The sequence below is a fragment of the Burkholderia sp. RF4-BP95 genome (assembly GCF_001521985.1).
GTDB lineage: Bacteria > Pseudomonadota > Gammaproteobacteria > Burkholderiales > Burkholderiaceae > Burkholderia > Burkholderia diffusa.
The window spans coordinates 65,959-80,178 of record NZ_LOSX01000072.1; the positions used below are offsets into that span (position 1 = coordinate 65,959).

Annotated in this window: 14 protein-coding genes and 1 tRNA gene; 6 read left to right on the forward strand and 9 right to left on the reverse strand. The window is 67.9% G+C overall.

What is annotated here, in order from left to right:
• Window positions 1–14: 14 nt before the first annotated feature.
• Genes WS46_RS24310 through tsaB form a run of 4 tightly spaced genes read right to left on the reverse strand, consistent with a single transcriptional unit; the run spans window position 15 to window position 3,268 of the window.
• Window positions 15–974 (reverse strand): DUF1853 family protein, encoded by a 960-nt coding sequence (locus WS46_RS24310; RefSeq protein WP_059692006.1) that lies wholly within the window; start codon window positions 972–974, stop codon window positions 15–17.
• A complete protein-coding gene (locus tag WS46_RS24315) occupies window positions 971–2,017 on the reverse strand; it encodes a uracil-DNA glycosylase family protein (protein ID WP_059692007.1) in 1,047 nt (348 codons plus the stop codon). Before WS46_RS24315 ends, WS46_RS24310 begins: the two co-directional genes overlap by 4 nt.
• Entirely contained in the window at window positions 2,004–2,504 is a 501-nt protein-coding gene (rimI, locus tag WS46_RS24320; RefSeq protein WP_059529269.1) for a ribosomal protein S18-alanine N-acetyltransferase, read from the reverse strand. The genes WS46_RS24315 and rimI overlap by 14 nt, the downstream gene beginning before the upstream one ends.
• Window positions 2,501–3,268 carry a tRNA (adenosine(37)-N6)-threonylcarbamoyltransferase complex dimerization subunit type 1 TsaB gene (tsaB, locus tag WS46_RS24325; RefSeq protein WP_059692008.1) on the reverse strand — a complete coding sequence of 256 codons (768 nt, stop codon included), beginning with the start codon at window positions 3,266–3,268 and terminating at the stop codon, window positions 2,501–2,503. Before tsaB ends, rimI begins: the two co-directional genes overlap by 4 nt.
• Window positions 3,269–3,415: 147 nt before the next feature.
• Between tsaB and WS46_RS24330 the strand changes: the two genes are divergently transcribed.
• The 3 genes from WS46_RS24330 to aceA all read left to right on the forward strand — a co-directional run bounded on the left by WS46_RS24330 (window position 3,416) and on the right by aceA (window position 7,275).
• On the forward strand, window positions 3,416–3,685 hold the full coding sequence (locus WS46_RS24330; RefSeq protein WP_059529263.1) for an acyl-CoA-binding protein: 270 nt from the start codon (window positions 3,416–3,418) through the stop codon (window positions 3,683–3,685).
• Between the two features lie 359 nt (window positions 3,686–4,044).
• Window positions 4,045–5,586 carry a DEAD/DEAH box helicase gene (locus tag WS46_RS24335; RefSeq protein ID WP_059692009.1) on the forward strand — a complete coding sequence of 514 codons (1,542 nt, stop codon included), beginning with the start codon at window positions 4,045–4,047 and terminating at the stop codon, window positions 5,584–5,586.
• A 381-nt stretch (window positions 5,587–5,967) separates the two neighbouring features.
• Entirely contained in the window at window positions 5,968–7,275 is a 1,308-nt protein-coding gene (gene aceA / locus WS46_RS24340) for an isocitrate lyase (protein WP_059529257.1), read from the forward strand.
• 224 nt (window positions 7,276–7,499) lie between these two features.
• On the opposite strand, the gene WS46_RS24345 is transcribed toward aceA, so the two are convergent.
• Together WS46_RS24345 and WS46_RS24350 are read right to left on the reverse strand one after the other, a co-directional pair.
• A complete protein-coding gene (locus WS46_RS24345; RefSeq protein ID WP_057929788.1) occupies window positions 7,500–7,934 on the reverse strand; it encodes a universal stress protein in 435 nt (144 codons plus the stop codon).
• A 159-nt stretch (window positions 7,935–8,093) separates the two neighbouring features.
• The gene (locus WS46_RS24350; RefSeq protein WP_059529255.1) at window positions 8,094–8,999 is read right to left on the reverse strand and encodes a LysR family transcriptional regulator; all 906 of its coding nucleotides are present in this window, start codon (window positions 8,997–8,999) and stop codon (window positions 8,094–8,096) included.
• A 153-nt stretch (window positions 9,000–9,152) separates the two neighbouring features.
• On the opposite strand from WS46_RS24350, the gene WS46_RS24355 reads away from it, so the two are divergent.
• Together WS46_RS24355 and aceB are read left to right on the forward strand one after the other, a co-directional pair.
• Window positions 9,153–9,914: a haloacid dehalogenase type II gene (locus WS46_RS24355; protein ID WP_059529252.1), complete on the forward strand. Its 762-nt coding sequence runs from the start codon at window positions 9,153–9,155 to the stop codon at window positions 9,912–9,914.
• A gap of 67 nt (window positions 9,915–9,981) precedes the next feature.
• A complete protein-coding gene (gene aceB, locus WS46_RS24360) occupies window positions 9,982–11,574 on the forward strand; it encodes a malate synthase A (RefSeq protein WP_059692013.1) in 1,593 nt (530 codons plus the stop codon).
• 144 nt (window positions 11,575–11,718) lie between these two features.
• On the opposite strand, the gene WS46_RS24365 is transcribed toward aceB, so the two are convergent.
• Window positions 11,719–12,132, reverse strand: a complete 414-nt coding sequence (locus WS46_RS24365; protein ID WP_059692010.1) for a gamma-glutamylcyclotransferase — start codon at window positions 12,130–12,132, stop codon at window positions 11,719–11,721.
• Between the two features lie 312 nt (window positions 12,133–12,444).
• Here WS46_RS24365 and WS46_RS24370 point away from each other — a divergent pair, with 312 nt between their 5' ends.
• A complete protein-coding gene (locus WS46_RS24370; protein ID WP_059692011.1) occupies window positions 12,445–13,323 on the forward strand; it encodes a helix-turn-helix domain-containing protein in 879 nt (292 codons plus the stop codon).
• Between the two features lie 38 nt (window positions 13,324–13,361).
• Here the strand turns inward: WS46_RS24370 and WS46_RS24375 are convergent, their stop codons facing one another.
• Both WS46_RS24375 and WS46_RS24380 read right to left on the reverse strand, forming a co-directional pair.
• The gene (locus WS46_RS24375; protein WP_059692012.1) at window positions 13,362–13,826 is read right to left on the reverse strand and encodes a GNAT family N-acetyltransferase; all 465 of its coding nucleotides are present in this window, start codon (window positions 13,824–13,826) and stop codon (window positions 13,362–13,364) included.
• 317 nt (window positions 13,827–14,143) lie between these two features.
• Window positions 14,144–14,220: transfer RNA gene (locus tag WS46_RS24380), tRNA-Asp, on the reverse strand.

The following is a 14,220-nucleotide window of genomic DNA, read 5'->3' on the forward strand; positions in this document are numbered from 1 at the left end:
CGGCTGACGCGGCGTCAGTGGTCCTGCGCGGCGAACGCCCGCGCACGCGCCGGCCAGTCGTCCGGGACGATGAAGCCGCGTGCCGTCTCCCGCCATACGCCATCGCCGTCGTGTCGATGCACGCCGATCAACGCAGGCGCCTGGCGCGCCGTCAATACGGACGGCAGCTCGAGCGACTGCGCCAGCGGTTCGGGCGCGGCGTCCGCCGCCACCCGTCGCGGCGCGAGCCACGCCAGCCGCGGCAGCACGTTCCACGCCGCTCCACCAGGTTGCGCGGCCGCCCAGGCCGGCCACTGCGCATGCGTGAGCCAGAACCCGCGCGGATGATCGGCCGCGATTTCCGCGGCCACCGGCGGCAGCGGCACGCCGTGCGGATAGAACAGCCAGCCCTTGATGAACATCTGCGCATCGGACGGCGCGCCGTAGCCGAGCAGCGCGAACCCGTGGCGATCGCTCAGCCGCAATTGATGCTCGAGCAAGCGGCTGCGCTTGCGGTCGAGGCGGTCGACGAGATTCGGCCCGACGAAATCCGCGAGCGTTGCGTCGCCGTCCACCGGCGCGCACAGATAGCACTTCACCGCGAGTTCCCAGTGCAAGCGCTGCCCGCCCGGCGCATCGACGAGGAAATCGACTTCGCCGAGCGTCTTGCCGTTGCTGCGCAGCGGCAGATTGGCGGCGACGAGCCGCAGCGACGGCCCGTGCGTGAGGAAATACTCGAGCAGGCATTCGGCATAGCGGCCGAGTCGCACGGGCCGCAGCCCGTCGAGTGCGCGGTGCAGCGGCGCCGGCGCGGCATCGAGCGCGACGAGCCACGCTTCGACGGCCACGCGCTCGACCGCGTCCGACCACGGATGCGCGAGCGGCGCGCCGGGCGCCGCGGTGAGCAGGCTCGGGCTCGCGAGGAGCCAGCCCAGATCGCGGACCGCGGCATCGTGCAGCGTATCGACGAACGCGAACGCCGCGCCGCGCGTCATCGTCCGGCCGGCCCGTTCGCGTCGTCACCCTCTGGCCGCTGGAAGGTATCGCGCGCCAGGCACAGGTCGGCCCACGCCTTCGCCTTGTCCTGCAGGCTGCGCAGCAGGTACGCCGGGTGATAGGTAACGATCACCGGCACGCCTTCATACGTGTGCACGTGGCCGCGCAGCGAGGCAATGCTCGCGTCCGTCTTCAGCAGCGTCTGCGCGGCGAAGCGGCCGAGCGCGACGATCAGCTTCGGCTTCACGAGCGCGACCTGGCGCTGCAGGTACGGCTCGCAGCGCGCAACCTCGTCCGGTTCCGGATTGCGGTTGCCCGGCGGGCGGCACTTGATCACGTTCGCGATGTAGACGTTGTCGCCGCGCTTGAGCGCGAGCGACTGCAGCATGTTGTCGAGCAGCTTGCCGGCCTGGCCGACGAACGGCTCGCCCTGCTTGTCCTCGTTCTCGCCCGGCGCCTCGCCGATCAGCATCCAGTCCGCCTCGCGATCGCCGACACCGAACACGGTATTGGTGCGCTTCTCGCACAGGCGGCAGCTCGTGCAGCCGGCAACGCGGTCGGCCAGCGCATCCCAGTCGAGCATCGCCACCGGGATTGCGGCGGGACGCGATTCGGCCGGCGGCAGCGGATCGCCGGGCGGCGCCGCGTCAAACCAGGCGAAATCGTCCTCGGCGACGGGCGGCATGTCGTCCGCGGCAGCGGCCGGTGCGGGCGTGGTGGGTGCGCGGTCGTCATCGCTCGCGACACGTGCAGCCGAACCGGCCTCGCCCGCCGGTGCCGCAGCGCGTGCGGTTGCGCCGACCGGCGGCGTATCGTCGCGTGCGAACGCACGCGTCGCAGGCGGCTGCGTGTCGCGAGGCTGCTCCGCGACCGGCCGAGGCGTCGCCGCGACGGTTGCGGTCGCAACGGCGGACACCTCGCCCCCCGCGCCGGACGCGGCCGTCGGCGTTGCGCCCGCTTCATCGCCTTCCGCACGCTGCCCGCGCCGCACCCATATTTGCGCGAGCCCCATTTCCTCGAGCGCTGCTTCAGCCCACGCCATGCGCGTCCCCTTCGTCCTTGTTCAGCGTCAGACGCATCACGATCGCGTCTTCCCGGCTGCGATGCCGCGCCGGATAGTAGTTCTTGCGCCGGCCGATCGTCACGAAGCCGAAGCGCTCGTACAGATGGATCGCGCGCGGATTGGACGGCCGCACCTCGAGCAGCACGCCGTCGAGCCGTTCGGCGCGCGAAATGCGCACGGCTTCGCGCAGCAGCGCGAGGCCCGCGCCCGACTGCTGGGCCGCCGGGGCAACGCACAGGTTCAGCAGATGCATCTCGTCGATGACCGGCATCAGCACGCAATAGCCGACGAGCGCGCCCGTGACGTGCCGCAGGCATACGCCGAAATAGCCGTTGCGCAGCGAATCCTCGAAATTGCCGCGGCTCCACGGGAATTCGTACGCGACCTGCTCGATCGCGACGACTTCATCGAGATCGGTATCCGTCATCGGCGACAGATAGCGGTCGCTCAACAATACGCCCGTCATCCTTTCGCTCCGCCCGTCTGCGCCGCGCGGGCCGCGATGCGCTCGGCGGTGGTCTGCGCGACCTTGTCGCGCACGTACTCCGGTGCAGCCCGGTCGGCCGGCACCGTACGGCCGGCGCGGAACGCCCTCAGCGCGACATGCGCGACCGCCAGCGCATGCGGCAGCGCGTCGCCGTCGATCACGGCCGCGGCGGCGGCGGCCGGCAGCTGCGCGCCGAATGCGGCCGCCGCGTTGCCCGCGAGCGTGAACGGCGCGTCGGGCACGCCGACGGCGCCCGGCGCATCGAGCGACGCCGGATGCAGCGTGCGCCAGTCGCCTGCCTGGTCGTCCCACGCGAAGTCGGCCCAGTACGCTTCATCCATCCGCGCATCGAGCGCGGCCAGCACGCGCGTCGTGCCGGGCGCGCGCAGCCGCGCATGCTCGGCACACGCGAGCAGCGTGCCGACCGGCACGACCGGCAGCCCGCGCCCGAACGCGAGCCCCTGGGTAATGCCGGTCGCGGTACGCAGCCCGGTGAACGAGCCGGGGCCCGCGCCGAATGCGATTGCGTCGCAATCGGCGAACGTGAGGCCCGATTCGGTGAAGAGTTCCTGGATCGCTGGCAGCACGCGCGTGCTCGACACGGCGCCCGTCAGCTCGTGGCGGACCCAGGTTTGCGGGGTGGAAACGGCGTCATCGGCCGAAGCCGAGCGCAGCAGCGCGACCGAGCAGTATTCGGTCGACGTATCGATGGCGAGGAGCACTGTTTGCGTCATGGCCGACATTGTAATGCGGCGCCCCGCTCCCACGGGCGATCGGACCCGATCGCGTTGCGCGCGCCGCGCGGCCGGCGGTTTGGAAGGATCGCTCGACCCCGCGCGGCGCGGCGCTTGTTAAGATCGGCCGACTTGAAACCCTTACGGAGACACACGATGAGCGAACTCACCGCCCAATTCGACCAGGCCCAGATCGACGTCAAGCAACTGACCGAGCGACCGGGCAACCTGACGCTGCTGCGCCTGTACGCGCTCTTCAAGCAGGCGACCGACGGCGACGCGCACGGCGACAAGCCCGGCTTCACCGATATCGTCGGCAAGTACAAGTACGACGCATGGGAAGCGCTGAAAGGCACGACCCAGGATGCGGCGAAGCAGCAATACATCGAGCTCGTCGAATCGCTGAAGAACGGCACGGCGTCCTGACCTGCCCCGCCCGCGGCAATAGGCAATCAAATCAGTGGCGCAGCGCAGCAAATATCTTTATAATGCTGGCTGCGTCATCTCCCGCGCTCGGCTCGCAAGCCGTTCCGGCCCGACGCCTCGTAGCGTTAAGCTCCAATCCGGTTTAGAACCTGTCCCCTCCTGCTTCGACCCTCGCGGTCGTCACTTATCAGGCTGGCGGCCCCGCTCCAGAAGCGCGCCGCACCCAAAACAGCTTCTAATGCCTCATCCGCCGACGGTTCGGCGGATTGCACCCGTTTCCCGATTTGCTCGCTGAATCCGACGACTTGGGTATGCGCGATTGGCGCCGACGTTTCACCCACTGTGTTTCAAGGATTGTTATGACTTCGAGCATCAACTCCAGCCCGCTCAACGCGATCGCCGACCAGGCGCTCGGTCTCGAGAACGCCGCCGCACCGGCCGCGGTCGAACCGGCGTCGGACGAGCCGACTTTCGCGTCGCTCGGGTTGTCGCCGGAGATCGTCTCCGCGCTGCAGGCCGCCGGCTACGCCAAGCCGACGCCGGTCCAGCAGCGCGCGATTCCGGCCGGCATCGCCGGCCGTGACCTGCTGGTGTCGAGCCCGACCGGTTCGGGCAAGACGGCCGCATTCATGCTGCCCGCGATCGAACGTTTCGCGCAGCTTCAGAAGACGCAGGCGCAGCAACCGCGTGCGCCGCGTGAACCGAACCAGGGCGACCGCCGTGCGCGCCGCCCGCAACCCGTCGCCCGCCCGGGCCTGCTCGTGCTGACGCCGACCCGCGAACTCGCGATGCAGGTCACCACGGCCGCGTCGACCTACGGCAAGCACCTGAAGCGTCTGCGTACGGTCAGCATCCTCGGCGGCGTCGCCTACGGCCAGCAGCTGATGCTGCTCGCGAAGAACCCCGAGATCCTGGTCGCCACGCCGGGCCGCCTGCTCGACCACCTCGAGCGCGGCCGCATCGACCTGTCCGAACTGAAGATGCTCGTGCTCGACGAAGCCGACCGCATGCTCGACATGGGCTTCATCGACGACATCGAGACGATCGTCGCCGCGACGCCCGAGTCGCGCCAGACGATGCTGTTCTCGGCCACGCTCGACGGCAAGATCGGTTCGCTGACGAGCCGCCTGCTGAAGGATCCGGAGCGCATCGAGATCACGGCGAAGATCGAGTCGCGCGCGAACATCGCGCAGACCGTCCACTACGTCGACGACCGCGATCACAAGGATCGTCTGCTCGATCACCTGCTGCGCGACGACGCGCTCGACCAGGCGATCATCTTCACGGCGACCAAGATCGACGCCGACCAGCTCGCCGGCCGTCTCGCCGACGCCGGCTTCCAGTCGGCCGCGCTGCACGGCGACCTGCCGCAGGGCGCGCGCAACCGCACCATCCGTGCGCTGCGCGAGCGCCGCGTGCGCGTGCTGGTCGCGACCGACGTCGCGGCCCGCGGCATCGACATCCCGGGCATCACGCACGTGTTCAACTACGACCTGCCGAAGTTCGCGGAAGACTACGTGCACCGTATCGGCCGTACGGGCCGTGCCGGCCGTTCGGGCACCGCGGTGAGCCTCGTGCACCACGCCGAACAAGGCGCGCTCAAGCGCATCGAGCGCTTCGTGCGCTCGCCGCTGCCGGTCAACGTGATCGAAGGCTTCGAGCCGCGCAAGGCCCCCCCGCGCAACGATCGCGGCACCGGCGGCCGCGGCCGTCCGGGCGGCGGTAACGGCGGTCGTCGTTTCGGCGGCAAGCCGGGCGGCGGTCATGGCGGCAACGGCCGCAGCTACGGCGGCGGCAATGGCGGCGGCTGGAGCGGCAAGCCGGGCGGCAGCCGTGACGGCGGCCCGCGTCGGGACGGCCAGCGCAGCGGCGGCCCGCGTCGCAGCAATTCGGCGTCGTAAGCACGCCCGGGCGGCCCCGCGCCGCCCCGCCCATCCGGCAGACCGGCGCACCCGCGCCGGTTTTTTTTCGTCCCGCGCCATATTTCACGATACGGAAAATTTTTTTGAGTCGTAAAAAATCATGCTGCGCGGCACAACCTTACAATTGCGAGATGGGAAAAATCGTTTCCCATTGCGAAATAGAATGCGCAACACATTGATTAATAACGATTAAAAAATTTAAAACTTCCTGAGCCAACCTCTGTTTTGCTCCGATCGGCTTGCCTAAACTCTTATACAAGACTTCCCGAAAACGGCGCACACCCTGCCCCCGTTTCGAGAACGGCATCAGTACCGTCCGATTCGACCGATCTGGCAACACATCGCATCAAGGAGCTCATCATGTCGCGACAGCAACAGGCACAGGAACTGCAAAAGCAATGGGAAACCGATCCGCGCTGGAAGGGTATCAAGCGCAGCTACACGGCTGAGGACGTGGTTCGCCTGCGCGGCTCGATCGTCGTCGAGCACACGCTGGCCAAGCGCGGCGCGGAAAAGCTGTGGAGCCTCATCAACGAAGAGCCGTTCGTCAACGCACTCGGCGCGCTGACCGGCAATCAGGCGATGCAGCAGGTGAAGGCCGGCCTCAAGGCAATCTACCTGTCCGGCTGGCAGGTGGCCGGCGACGCGAACGTCGCGGGCGAAATGTACCCGGACCAGTCGCTGTACCCGGCGAACTCGGTGCCGCTCGTCGTCAAGCGCATCAACAATACGCTGACGCGTGCCGACCAGATCCAGTGGTCCGAAGGCAAGAACCCGGGCGACGAGGGCTACGTCGACTTCTTCGCGCCGATCGTTGCCGATGCGGAAGCCGGCTTCGGCGGCGTGCTGAACGCGTTCGAACTGATGAAGGCGATGATCGAGGCAGGCGCATCGGGCGTCCACTTCGAGGACCAGCTCGCGTCGGTGAAGAAGTGCGGCCACATGGGCGGCAAGGTGCTCGTGCCGACGCGCGAAGCGGTCGCGAAACTGTCGGCGGCGCGTCTGGCGGCCGACGTGATGGGCACGCCGACCGTGCTGGTCGCGCGGACCGACGCAGAAGCGGCGGACCTGATCACATCCGACATCGACGACAACGACAAGCCGTTCCTGACGGGCGAGCGCACGGTCGAAGGCTTCTTCCGGACGAAGCCGGGCATCGGGCAGGCGATCTCGCGCGGCCTCGCCTATGCGCCGTACGCCGATCTCGTCTGGTGCGAAACGGGCAAGCCGGATCTGGAGTACGCGAAGAAATTCGCCGAAGCGATCCACAAGCAGTTCCCGGGCAAGATGCTGTCGTACAACTGTTCGCCGTCGTTCAACTGGAAGAAGAACCTCGACGACGCAACGATCGCGAAGTTCCAGAAGGAGCTCGGCGCGATGGGCTACAAGTTCCAGTTCATCACGCTGGCCGGCTTCCATGCGCTGAACTACTCGATGTTCAACCTCGCGCACGGCTATGCCCGCACGCAGATGAGTGCGTTCGTCGAACTGCAGCAGGCCGAGTTCGCGGCGGCGGACAAGGGCTTCACGGCCGTCAAGCACCAGCGCGAAGTCGGCACCGGCTACTTCGACGCGGTCACGCAGACGGTCGAGCGCGAAGCCTCGACGACCGCGCTGCACGGCTCGACCGAAGACGAACAGTTCTTCGACGGCAAGAAGGTCGCGTAACACGCGAAAGCAAGCGTCACGCCGATGCCCGCCCGTCATGCGACGGCGCGGCATCGGCGGCATGGGACAACAATCAGGGAGGAGACGGCTGGCGCGCGGTGACCCGTGCGACCCGCCGCGCGGCCTGCGGCCGCCTGCAACGACGCGCGCCGGCTTCGTCCGGCGCGCCTTTTTTCAGCGGCGCCGCCGTGCCGCCGCCCGCGCGGCCCTGCACGGCGCCGCGGCTACCGATAGACGATCACCGGAATTTTCGTATGGGTCAGCACGCGCTGCGTTTCGCTGCCGATCAGCAGACTGCCGAGCCCGCGGCGTCCGTGCGACGCCATGAAGATCACGTCGCAGCCACCGCGTTCGGCTGCCTCGATGATGCCGAGATACGGCGACGGATGCACGCTGGTCCAGCTGTCGCAGACGACGCCGGCTGCCTTCGCGGCCGCCTGCACGTCGTCCAGGTGCGCGCGCGCCTCGCGCTCGCTACGCGCCCGGAAATCGGCGGGCGGTTCGATGATCACTTCGGAAAACGGCGAGTATGGATACTGCGGCAGGCACGCATAGGCCGTGACCTGCGCGCCGACCGCGCGCGCCAGGTCGATCGCGCCGTCGATCGCCTTCTGCGACAGCTCGGAGCCGTCGGTTGGAACGAGGATGTGCCGGAACATCGCGCCCTCCTGCGTCAGATGCACCGCGCGCGCCGCGACCCCATGCGGGCCGACCCCGGCGCGTCGCGCATGCCAGTTTCGATTGTAGTGCGCGAAACCGGGCGACCGGCGCCGGCAGCGGGTTCGCCCTCATATCGGAAACGCGCGGGCGGGCGCGCCCTACTCGCCCCAATACCCGGGCCGCTCGTACGTATGTTTCAGGTAATCGAGAAACAGGCGCACGCGCAGCGGCAGGTGGCGGCGCTGCGGAAATACCGCGTGGATGCCGATCGGCGGCGCCGCGAACGCATCGAGCACGCTGACGAGGCGCCCGGCCGCGATGTCGTCGCCGACTTCCCACCACGAGCGCCATGCCAGGCCGTACCCGGCGAGGCACCACTCGTGCAGCACCGCGCCGTCCGAGCATTCCATCGTGCCGTTTACGCGAATCGACACGACCTTGTCGTCCTCCTGGAACGCCCAGCCGCGCTGCTGGTTCGCGTTCGCGGCAAGCGCGAGGCAGTTGTGGCGCGCGAGTTCGGCGAGCGTGGCCGGCGTGCCGCGCCGCGCGAGATACGCGGGAGACGCGACGCACACGCGCCGGTTCTCGCCGAGCTTCAGCGACACCAGCGACGAATCGGGCAGCTCGCCCAGCCGCACCGCGCAATCGAACCCTTCGTTGACCAGATCGACCATCCGGTCGGACAGGTCGAGCGTGACCGACACGTCCGGATGCGCGCCGCTGAATTCGGGCACGAGCGGCGCGACGTGGCGCCGGCCGAAGCCGGCCGGCGCGGAAATGCGCAGGTGGCCGCTCGCCTTCACGCCGCCGGCAGACACGCTCGCCTCCGCGTTCTGCATGTCGTTGATGATCCGCTGGCAATCCTCGAGGAAGGCCGAACCCTCGAAGGTCAGCGTGAGCTTGCGCGTCGTGCGCACCAGCAGCTTGACGCCGAGCCGCTCCTCGAGCGCGTCGAGGCGGCGGCCGATGATCGCCGGCGCGACGCCTTCCGCGTGCGCGGCCGCCGACAGGCTGCCCTTCGCCGCGACCGCGGCGAACGTTTCGATCTGTTTGAACCGGTCCATGACTCGCCAGGGCGGCGCTCCCGCCCTCCAAATAGCTTGAGCGGTCAAGATTATGTATATGAAAGTAAAAGATCAAGTGATGATTAGCGTCTTTTTTAGCACCTGTTATCACGAATAGAATCGATCCGACCTCTGAAACTGGAGCGCAAGGCTATGTCGGCCACAACGACACTCTCCTCTCCCGACGCAATCCTCTTCGACGCATTCGGCACGTTGTTCGACGTGCATGCGGTCGTGGCCGCGGCAGAGCAGATGTTTCCCGGTCACGGGGAGCGGTTGTCGCAGCTGTGGCGACGCAAGCAAATCGAATACTCGCAGTTGCGCACGCTCGCCGATCCGTCCGGCGCCCGCTATCGGCCGTTCCGCGACATCACGCTGGACGCGCTGCGGTTCGCCGCGCGCCTGCTCGGCCTCGCGCTGAACAGCGCGGCCGAAAAGCGGCTGATGGACGAATACGCGTGCCTGTCCACCTATCCCGACACGGTGCCCGCGCTGCGCAAGCTGCGCGCGCTCGAACCGCGCCCGCCGCTCGCGATCCTGTCGAACGGCAACCCGGAGATGCTCGACATCGCGATCAAGAGCGCCGGCATGACCGGCCTGTTCGATCGTGTGCTGTCGGCCGACGCGGTGCGCGCGTACAAACCGAGCCCGGTCGCGTACGCGCTCGGCACCGCCGCGTTCGGCGCGAATCCGCGCGACATCGTGTTCGTGTCGTCGAACGCCTGGGACGTCGCGGGCGCCGCCTGGTTCGGCTACACGACGTTCTGGCTCAACCGCACGGGCGCGCCCGCCGAGGAACTCGGCGCGCCGCCCGACGGCACCGGCAGCGGCATGGCCGACCTGCTCGCATTCCTCGCCACCCCGGCTCCGTCCGGCAGACCCGCGAACCGCGCGCGCCCCGGCCCGGGCGCATGACGTTCGCGGCGCTGCCGCCTTCCCCCTTCACCGAAACCGCAACTGACCGACCAAGGAGATGAGACTCATGAGCACCCCGATCACGCTGCCGCAAGGCATGGCGATCACCGGCGAAATCAAGCCGGGTTACGAAGCGATCCTGACGCCTGAAGCGCTCGCACTCGTCGCGGCGCTGCACCGCGCGTTCGAGCCGCGCCGCCAGGCGCTGCTGCAGGCCCGCGTCGAGCGCACCAAGCGCCTCGACGCCGGCGAACGCCCCGATTTCCTGGCCGATACGAAGGCGATCCGCGAAGGCGACTGGAAGGTCGCGCCGCTGCCGGCCGACCTGCAATGCCGCCGCGTCGAGATCACCGGCCCCGTCGAGCGCAAGATGATCATCAACGCGCTGAACTCCGGCGCCGATTCGTACATGACGGACTTCGAGGATTCGAACGCGCCGAACTGGACGAACCAGATCGACGGCCAGATCAACCTGAAGGACGCCGTGCGCCGCACGATTTCGCTCGAGCAAAACGGCAAGTCGTACCGGCTGAACGACAAGGTCGCGACGCTGATCGTGCGTCCGCGCGGCTGGCACCTCGACGAGAAGCACGTGACGGTCGACGGCCAGCGCGTGTCCGGCGGCATCTTCGATTTCGCGCTGTTCCTGTTCCACAACGCGAAGGAACTGATCGCGCGCGGCTCGGGCCCGTACTTCTACCTGCCGAAGATGGAAAGCCATCTCGAGGCGCGCCTGTGGAACGACATCTTCGTCGCCGCACAGGAGGCAGTCGGCGTGCCGCGCGGCACGATCCGCGCGACGGTGCTGATCGAGACGATCCTCGCGGCGTTCGAGATGGACGAGATCCTGTACGAACTGCGCGAACACAGCTCGGGCCTGAACGCCGGCCGCTGGGACTACATCTTCTCGGCGATCAAGAAGTTCAAGAACGACCGCGACTTCTGCCTGGCCGACCGCTCGAAGATCACGATGACGGTGCCGTTCATGCGCGCATACGCGCTGCTGCTGCTGAAGACCTGTCACAAGCGCAACGCGCCGGCGATCGGCGGGATGAGCGCGCTGATTCCGATCAAGAACGATCCGGAAGCGAACGACAAGGCGATGGGCGGCGTGCGGTCGGACAAGCAGCGCGACGCGACCGACGGCTACGACGGCGGCTGGGTCGCGCACCCGGGCCTCGTGCCGATCGCGATGGAAGAATTCGTCAAGGTGCTCGGCGACAAGCCGAACCAGATCACGAAGCAGCGCGACGACGTCCAGATCGAAGGGAAGAACCTGCTCGACTTCCAGCCCGAAGCGCCGATCACCGAAGCCGGCCTGCGCAACAACATCAACGTCGGCATCCATTATCTCGGCGCCTGGCTCGACGGCAACGGCTGCGTGCCGATCCACAACCTGATGGAAGACGCGGCGACCGCCGAGATTTCCCGCTCGCAGGTGTGGCAGTGGATCCGCTCGCCGAAGGGCGTGCTCGACGACGGCCGCAAGGTCACCGCAGAGCTCGTACGCGAATTCGCGAAGGTCGAACTCGAGAACGTGAAGCGTTCGGTCGGCGGCAACACGCAGCCGTACGAGCGTGCCGCGGCGATCTTCGAACAGATGTCGACGTCGGAAGGCTTCACCGAATTCCTGACGCTGCCGCTGTACGAGGAAATCTGACGACGCGGACGGGGTCGACCTGCTCGCCCCGCCCCGTCCTGCCCGCCGGTCGAGCGACACGCGACACGCAACACGGCGGCATGAAAAAAGCGCCCCGCGGGGCGCTTTTTCCTTTTGCCGTGCAGCCGTTCGCCGCGCGGACGCTCAGGCGGCTTCCCGCTCGCGCCGGTGCTGAACCCAGTCGCCCGACGCAATGCGCGGACGGTCGGCTGCCGCATGCGCTGCGACCGGATAGTAGACGCACGCATACGTCCGGCCGCCGAGCTCGACGGTCACCGGCTCCTGCCGGAACAGCGCGTCGACGCCCGGATAAACGCGCTCGATCTCGTCGAGCACAGGCACCAGTTGTTCGTCGATCTCGTAGACGTCGCCCCATACCAGCGACTGGCCGGCCGGCCCGGCGACCATGCCCGGATACGTGCCGAAATCGTACAGTTCGCCCGGCAGCGCGGCCGCACCGAGCAGCGTCGGCGCGGCGATCCCGTGCCGCGCGGCCGCATGGCCGATGTCGTTGGCTTCTCCCGCTCTCAACGTGCCGTAGACGAATACGTAGCGCATTGTGGTTCTCCTCTTTGATTCAGGTGTTGCCGTGCCGGGCCGGGCCGTCGCGGCCGCGCCGCGGGCGCCGGCGTCGCCGGGGCGCCGCTCGCGCGAGGACGCGCCCGCATCGATAGACCGCGCCGGCGGCCCGATGGTTCTTTCGGCACGACGCGGCGCGCTGGCCCTGAACCCGGCTTGCGTGGGCCGGAATGCGTGCGGCCCCATACAAAGTTCATTTGAACGGTGCATTATCGGCCGAAAAACCGCCGCATGCGCCTGCGCGGCGCCTTCTAAAATAACGGCATTGCCGCCGCGCCGACCGAATCGTCCATGAATCCGCCTGCCCAAGCCGACGCATCGAATCCCTACGACGTCATCGACATTCCGCCCGAGTTCGCGCCGACCCGCGTCCACCCGATGCGCGTCCGGGCGCGGCAGGTGGATGCCGGCCGCCGGATCCCGCTGCACACGCATGCGTGGGCGCAGCTTGCGTATGCGTCGCGCGGCGTGCTGCGCGTCGCGACGACCGGAACGACCTGGATGGTGCCGCCCTCCCGCGCGATCTGGGTGCCGCCGCACGTCACGCACGAGGTCGTGATCGTCGAGGAAGCGTACTTGCGCACGCTGTATATCGACGAGTCGGTCGTGCCGGATGGGCTCGACGCGTGCCGCGTCGTCGAGGTGACGGGCTTGCTGCGCGAACTGATCGTCGCACTCGACGCGCGCGACCTGAGCGGCGAGCGCGAACGGCTGCTGTGCGGGCTCGTGCTCGACGAATTGAGCCGCGCCGAACCGCTGCCGCTCGCGGTGCCGATGCCCGACGAGAAGCGGCTGCGCTTGCTGTGCGAGTCGGTGCTCGCACAGCAAGCGCACGCGGAATCGCTCGAACACTGGGCGAGTGAGGTCGGCGCCAGCACGCGCACGATTTCGCGGCTGTTCAAGCAGGAGCTGGGCGTGAGTTTTTCACAGTGGCGGCAGCAGGCGCTGCTCGCGCGCGCGATTCCGCTGTTGAACCAGGGGCGTCCGCTATCGCACATCGCGCGCGAACTCGGCTATCAGAGCCAGAGCGCGTTTTCGGCGATGTTCCGGCGCGCGTTCGGCGAAAGCCCGCGCGCATTCATGCTGCGAGGCTACGAGCATCGCGGCGCGGAAGACGACATCGCCGCCAGCGACATCCCCGACGACGACGCGATCGGCACCGCACGCTGACGTCGCCATGTTGCCCGCGGCCTTGTGCCGTTACGCGTTCAGACCGCGCGCACCATATGGCGGATCGATCCGAGCTGCGCCAGCCTCGGCCCGGTAACGCGGTACCCCATGCGCTGGTAGAGCTTCGCGGCCGGATTGTCGACGAACACGCGCAACTGAAGTTCGCGCAGCCCGCGGGCGCGCGCCCAGCGGTGCGACATGTCGAGCATGTAGGTGCCGGCCCCCTGCCCGCGATGGCCGGCGGCGATCTGCACATCGCGGATGTGCAGCGAGTCGCCCTCCTCGGTCACGCGTAGCACGCCGATCCGCTCGCCATCGGCTTCCAGAATGAAGTTCTCGGATTCGCGCCAGCTCGCATAGAACAGGTCGCTACGCCAGACGAGCCCATGGCGCTTGTAATAGCCGCCCATGTTGCCGTGCGTGAGCGCCTCGGCAAACGGAAAATCGCCAGGCTCTGCTGGCCGGAGCTGATACAGCAATCGCAGGTCGGTCGGATCGAGCATCGCGCGGGGGTCAAGTACGCATCCCGCCACGATAGCGCAGTCGCGGGTGGATGCAATCGCGAATTTCTCGTAGCGACACGCGGATCGGCAATGCAAACGAAAAAGCCCGCGCAAGGCGGGCTTCTTCATTTTTGGCGGAGCGGACGGGACTCGCCTACATCCCGCAGGCCGCGGCTGCGCGTGCACGCGCAGCCCTTCGAGTCCCGCCGGAAGCCGCGCAGGCGGCTTCCTCCACTCCGCAGTCAAACGCCCGCAAGCGGGCGCGATCAACGATACAAATGAAAAAGCCCGCGCAAGGCGGGCTTCTTCATTTTTTTTGGCGGAGCGGACGGGACTCGAACCCGCGACCCCCGGCGTGACAGGCCGGTATTCTAACCGACTGAACTACCGCTCC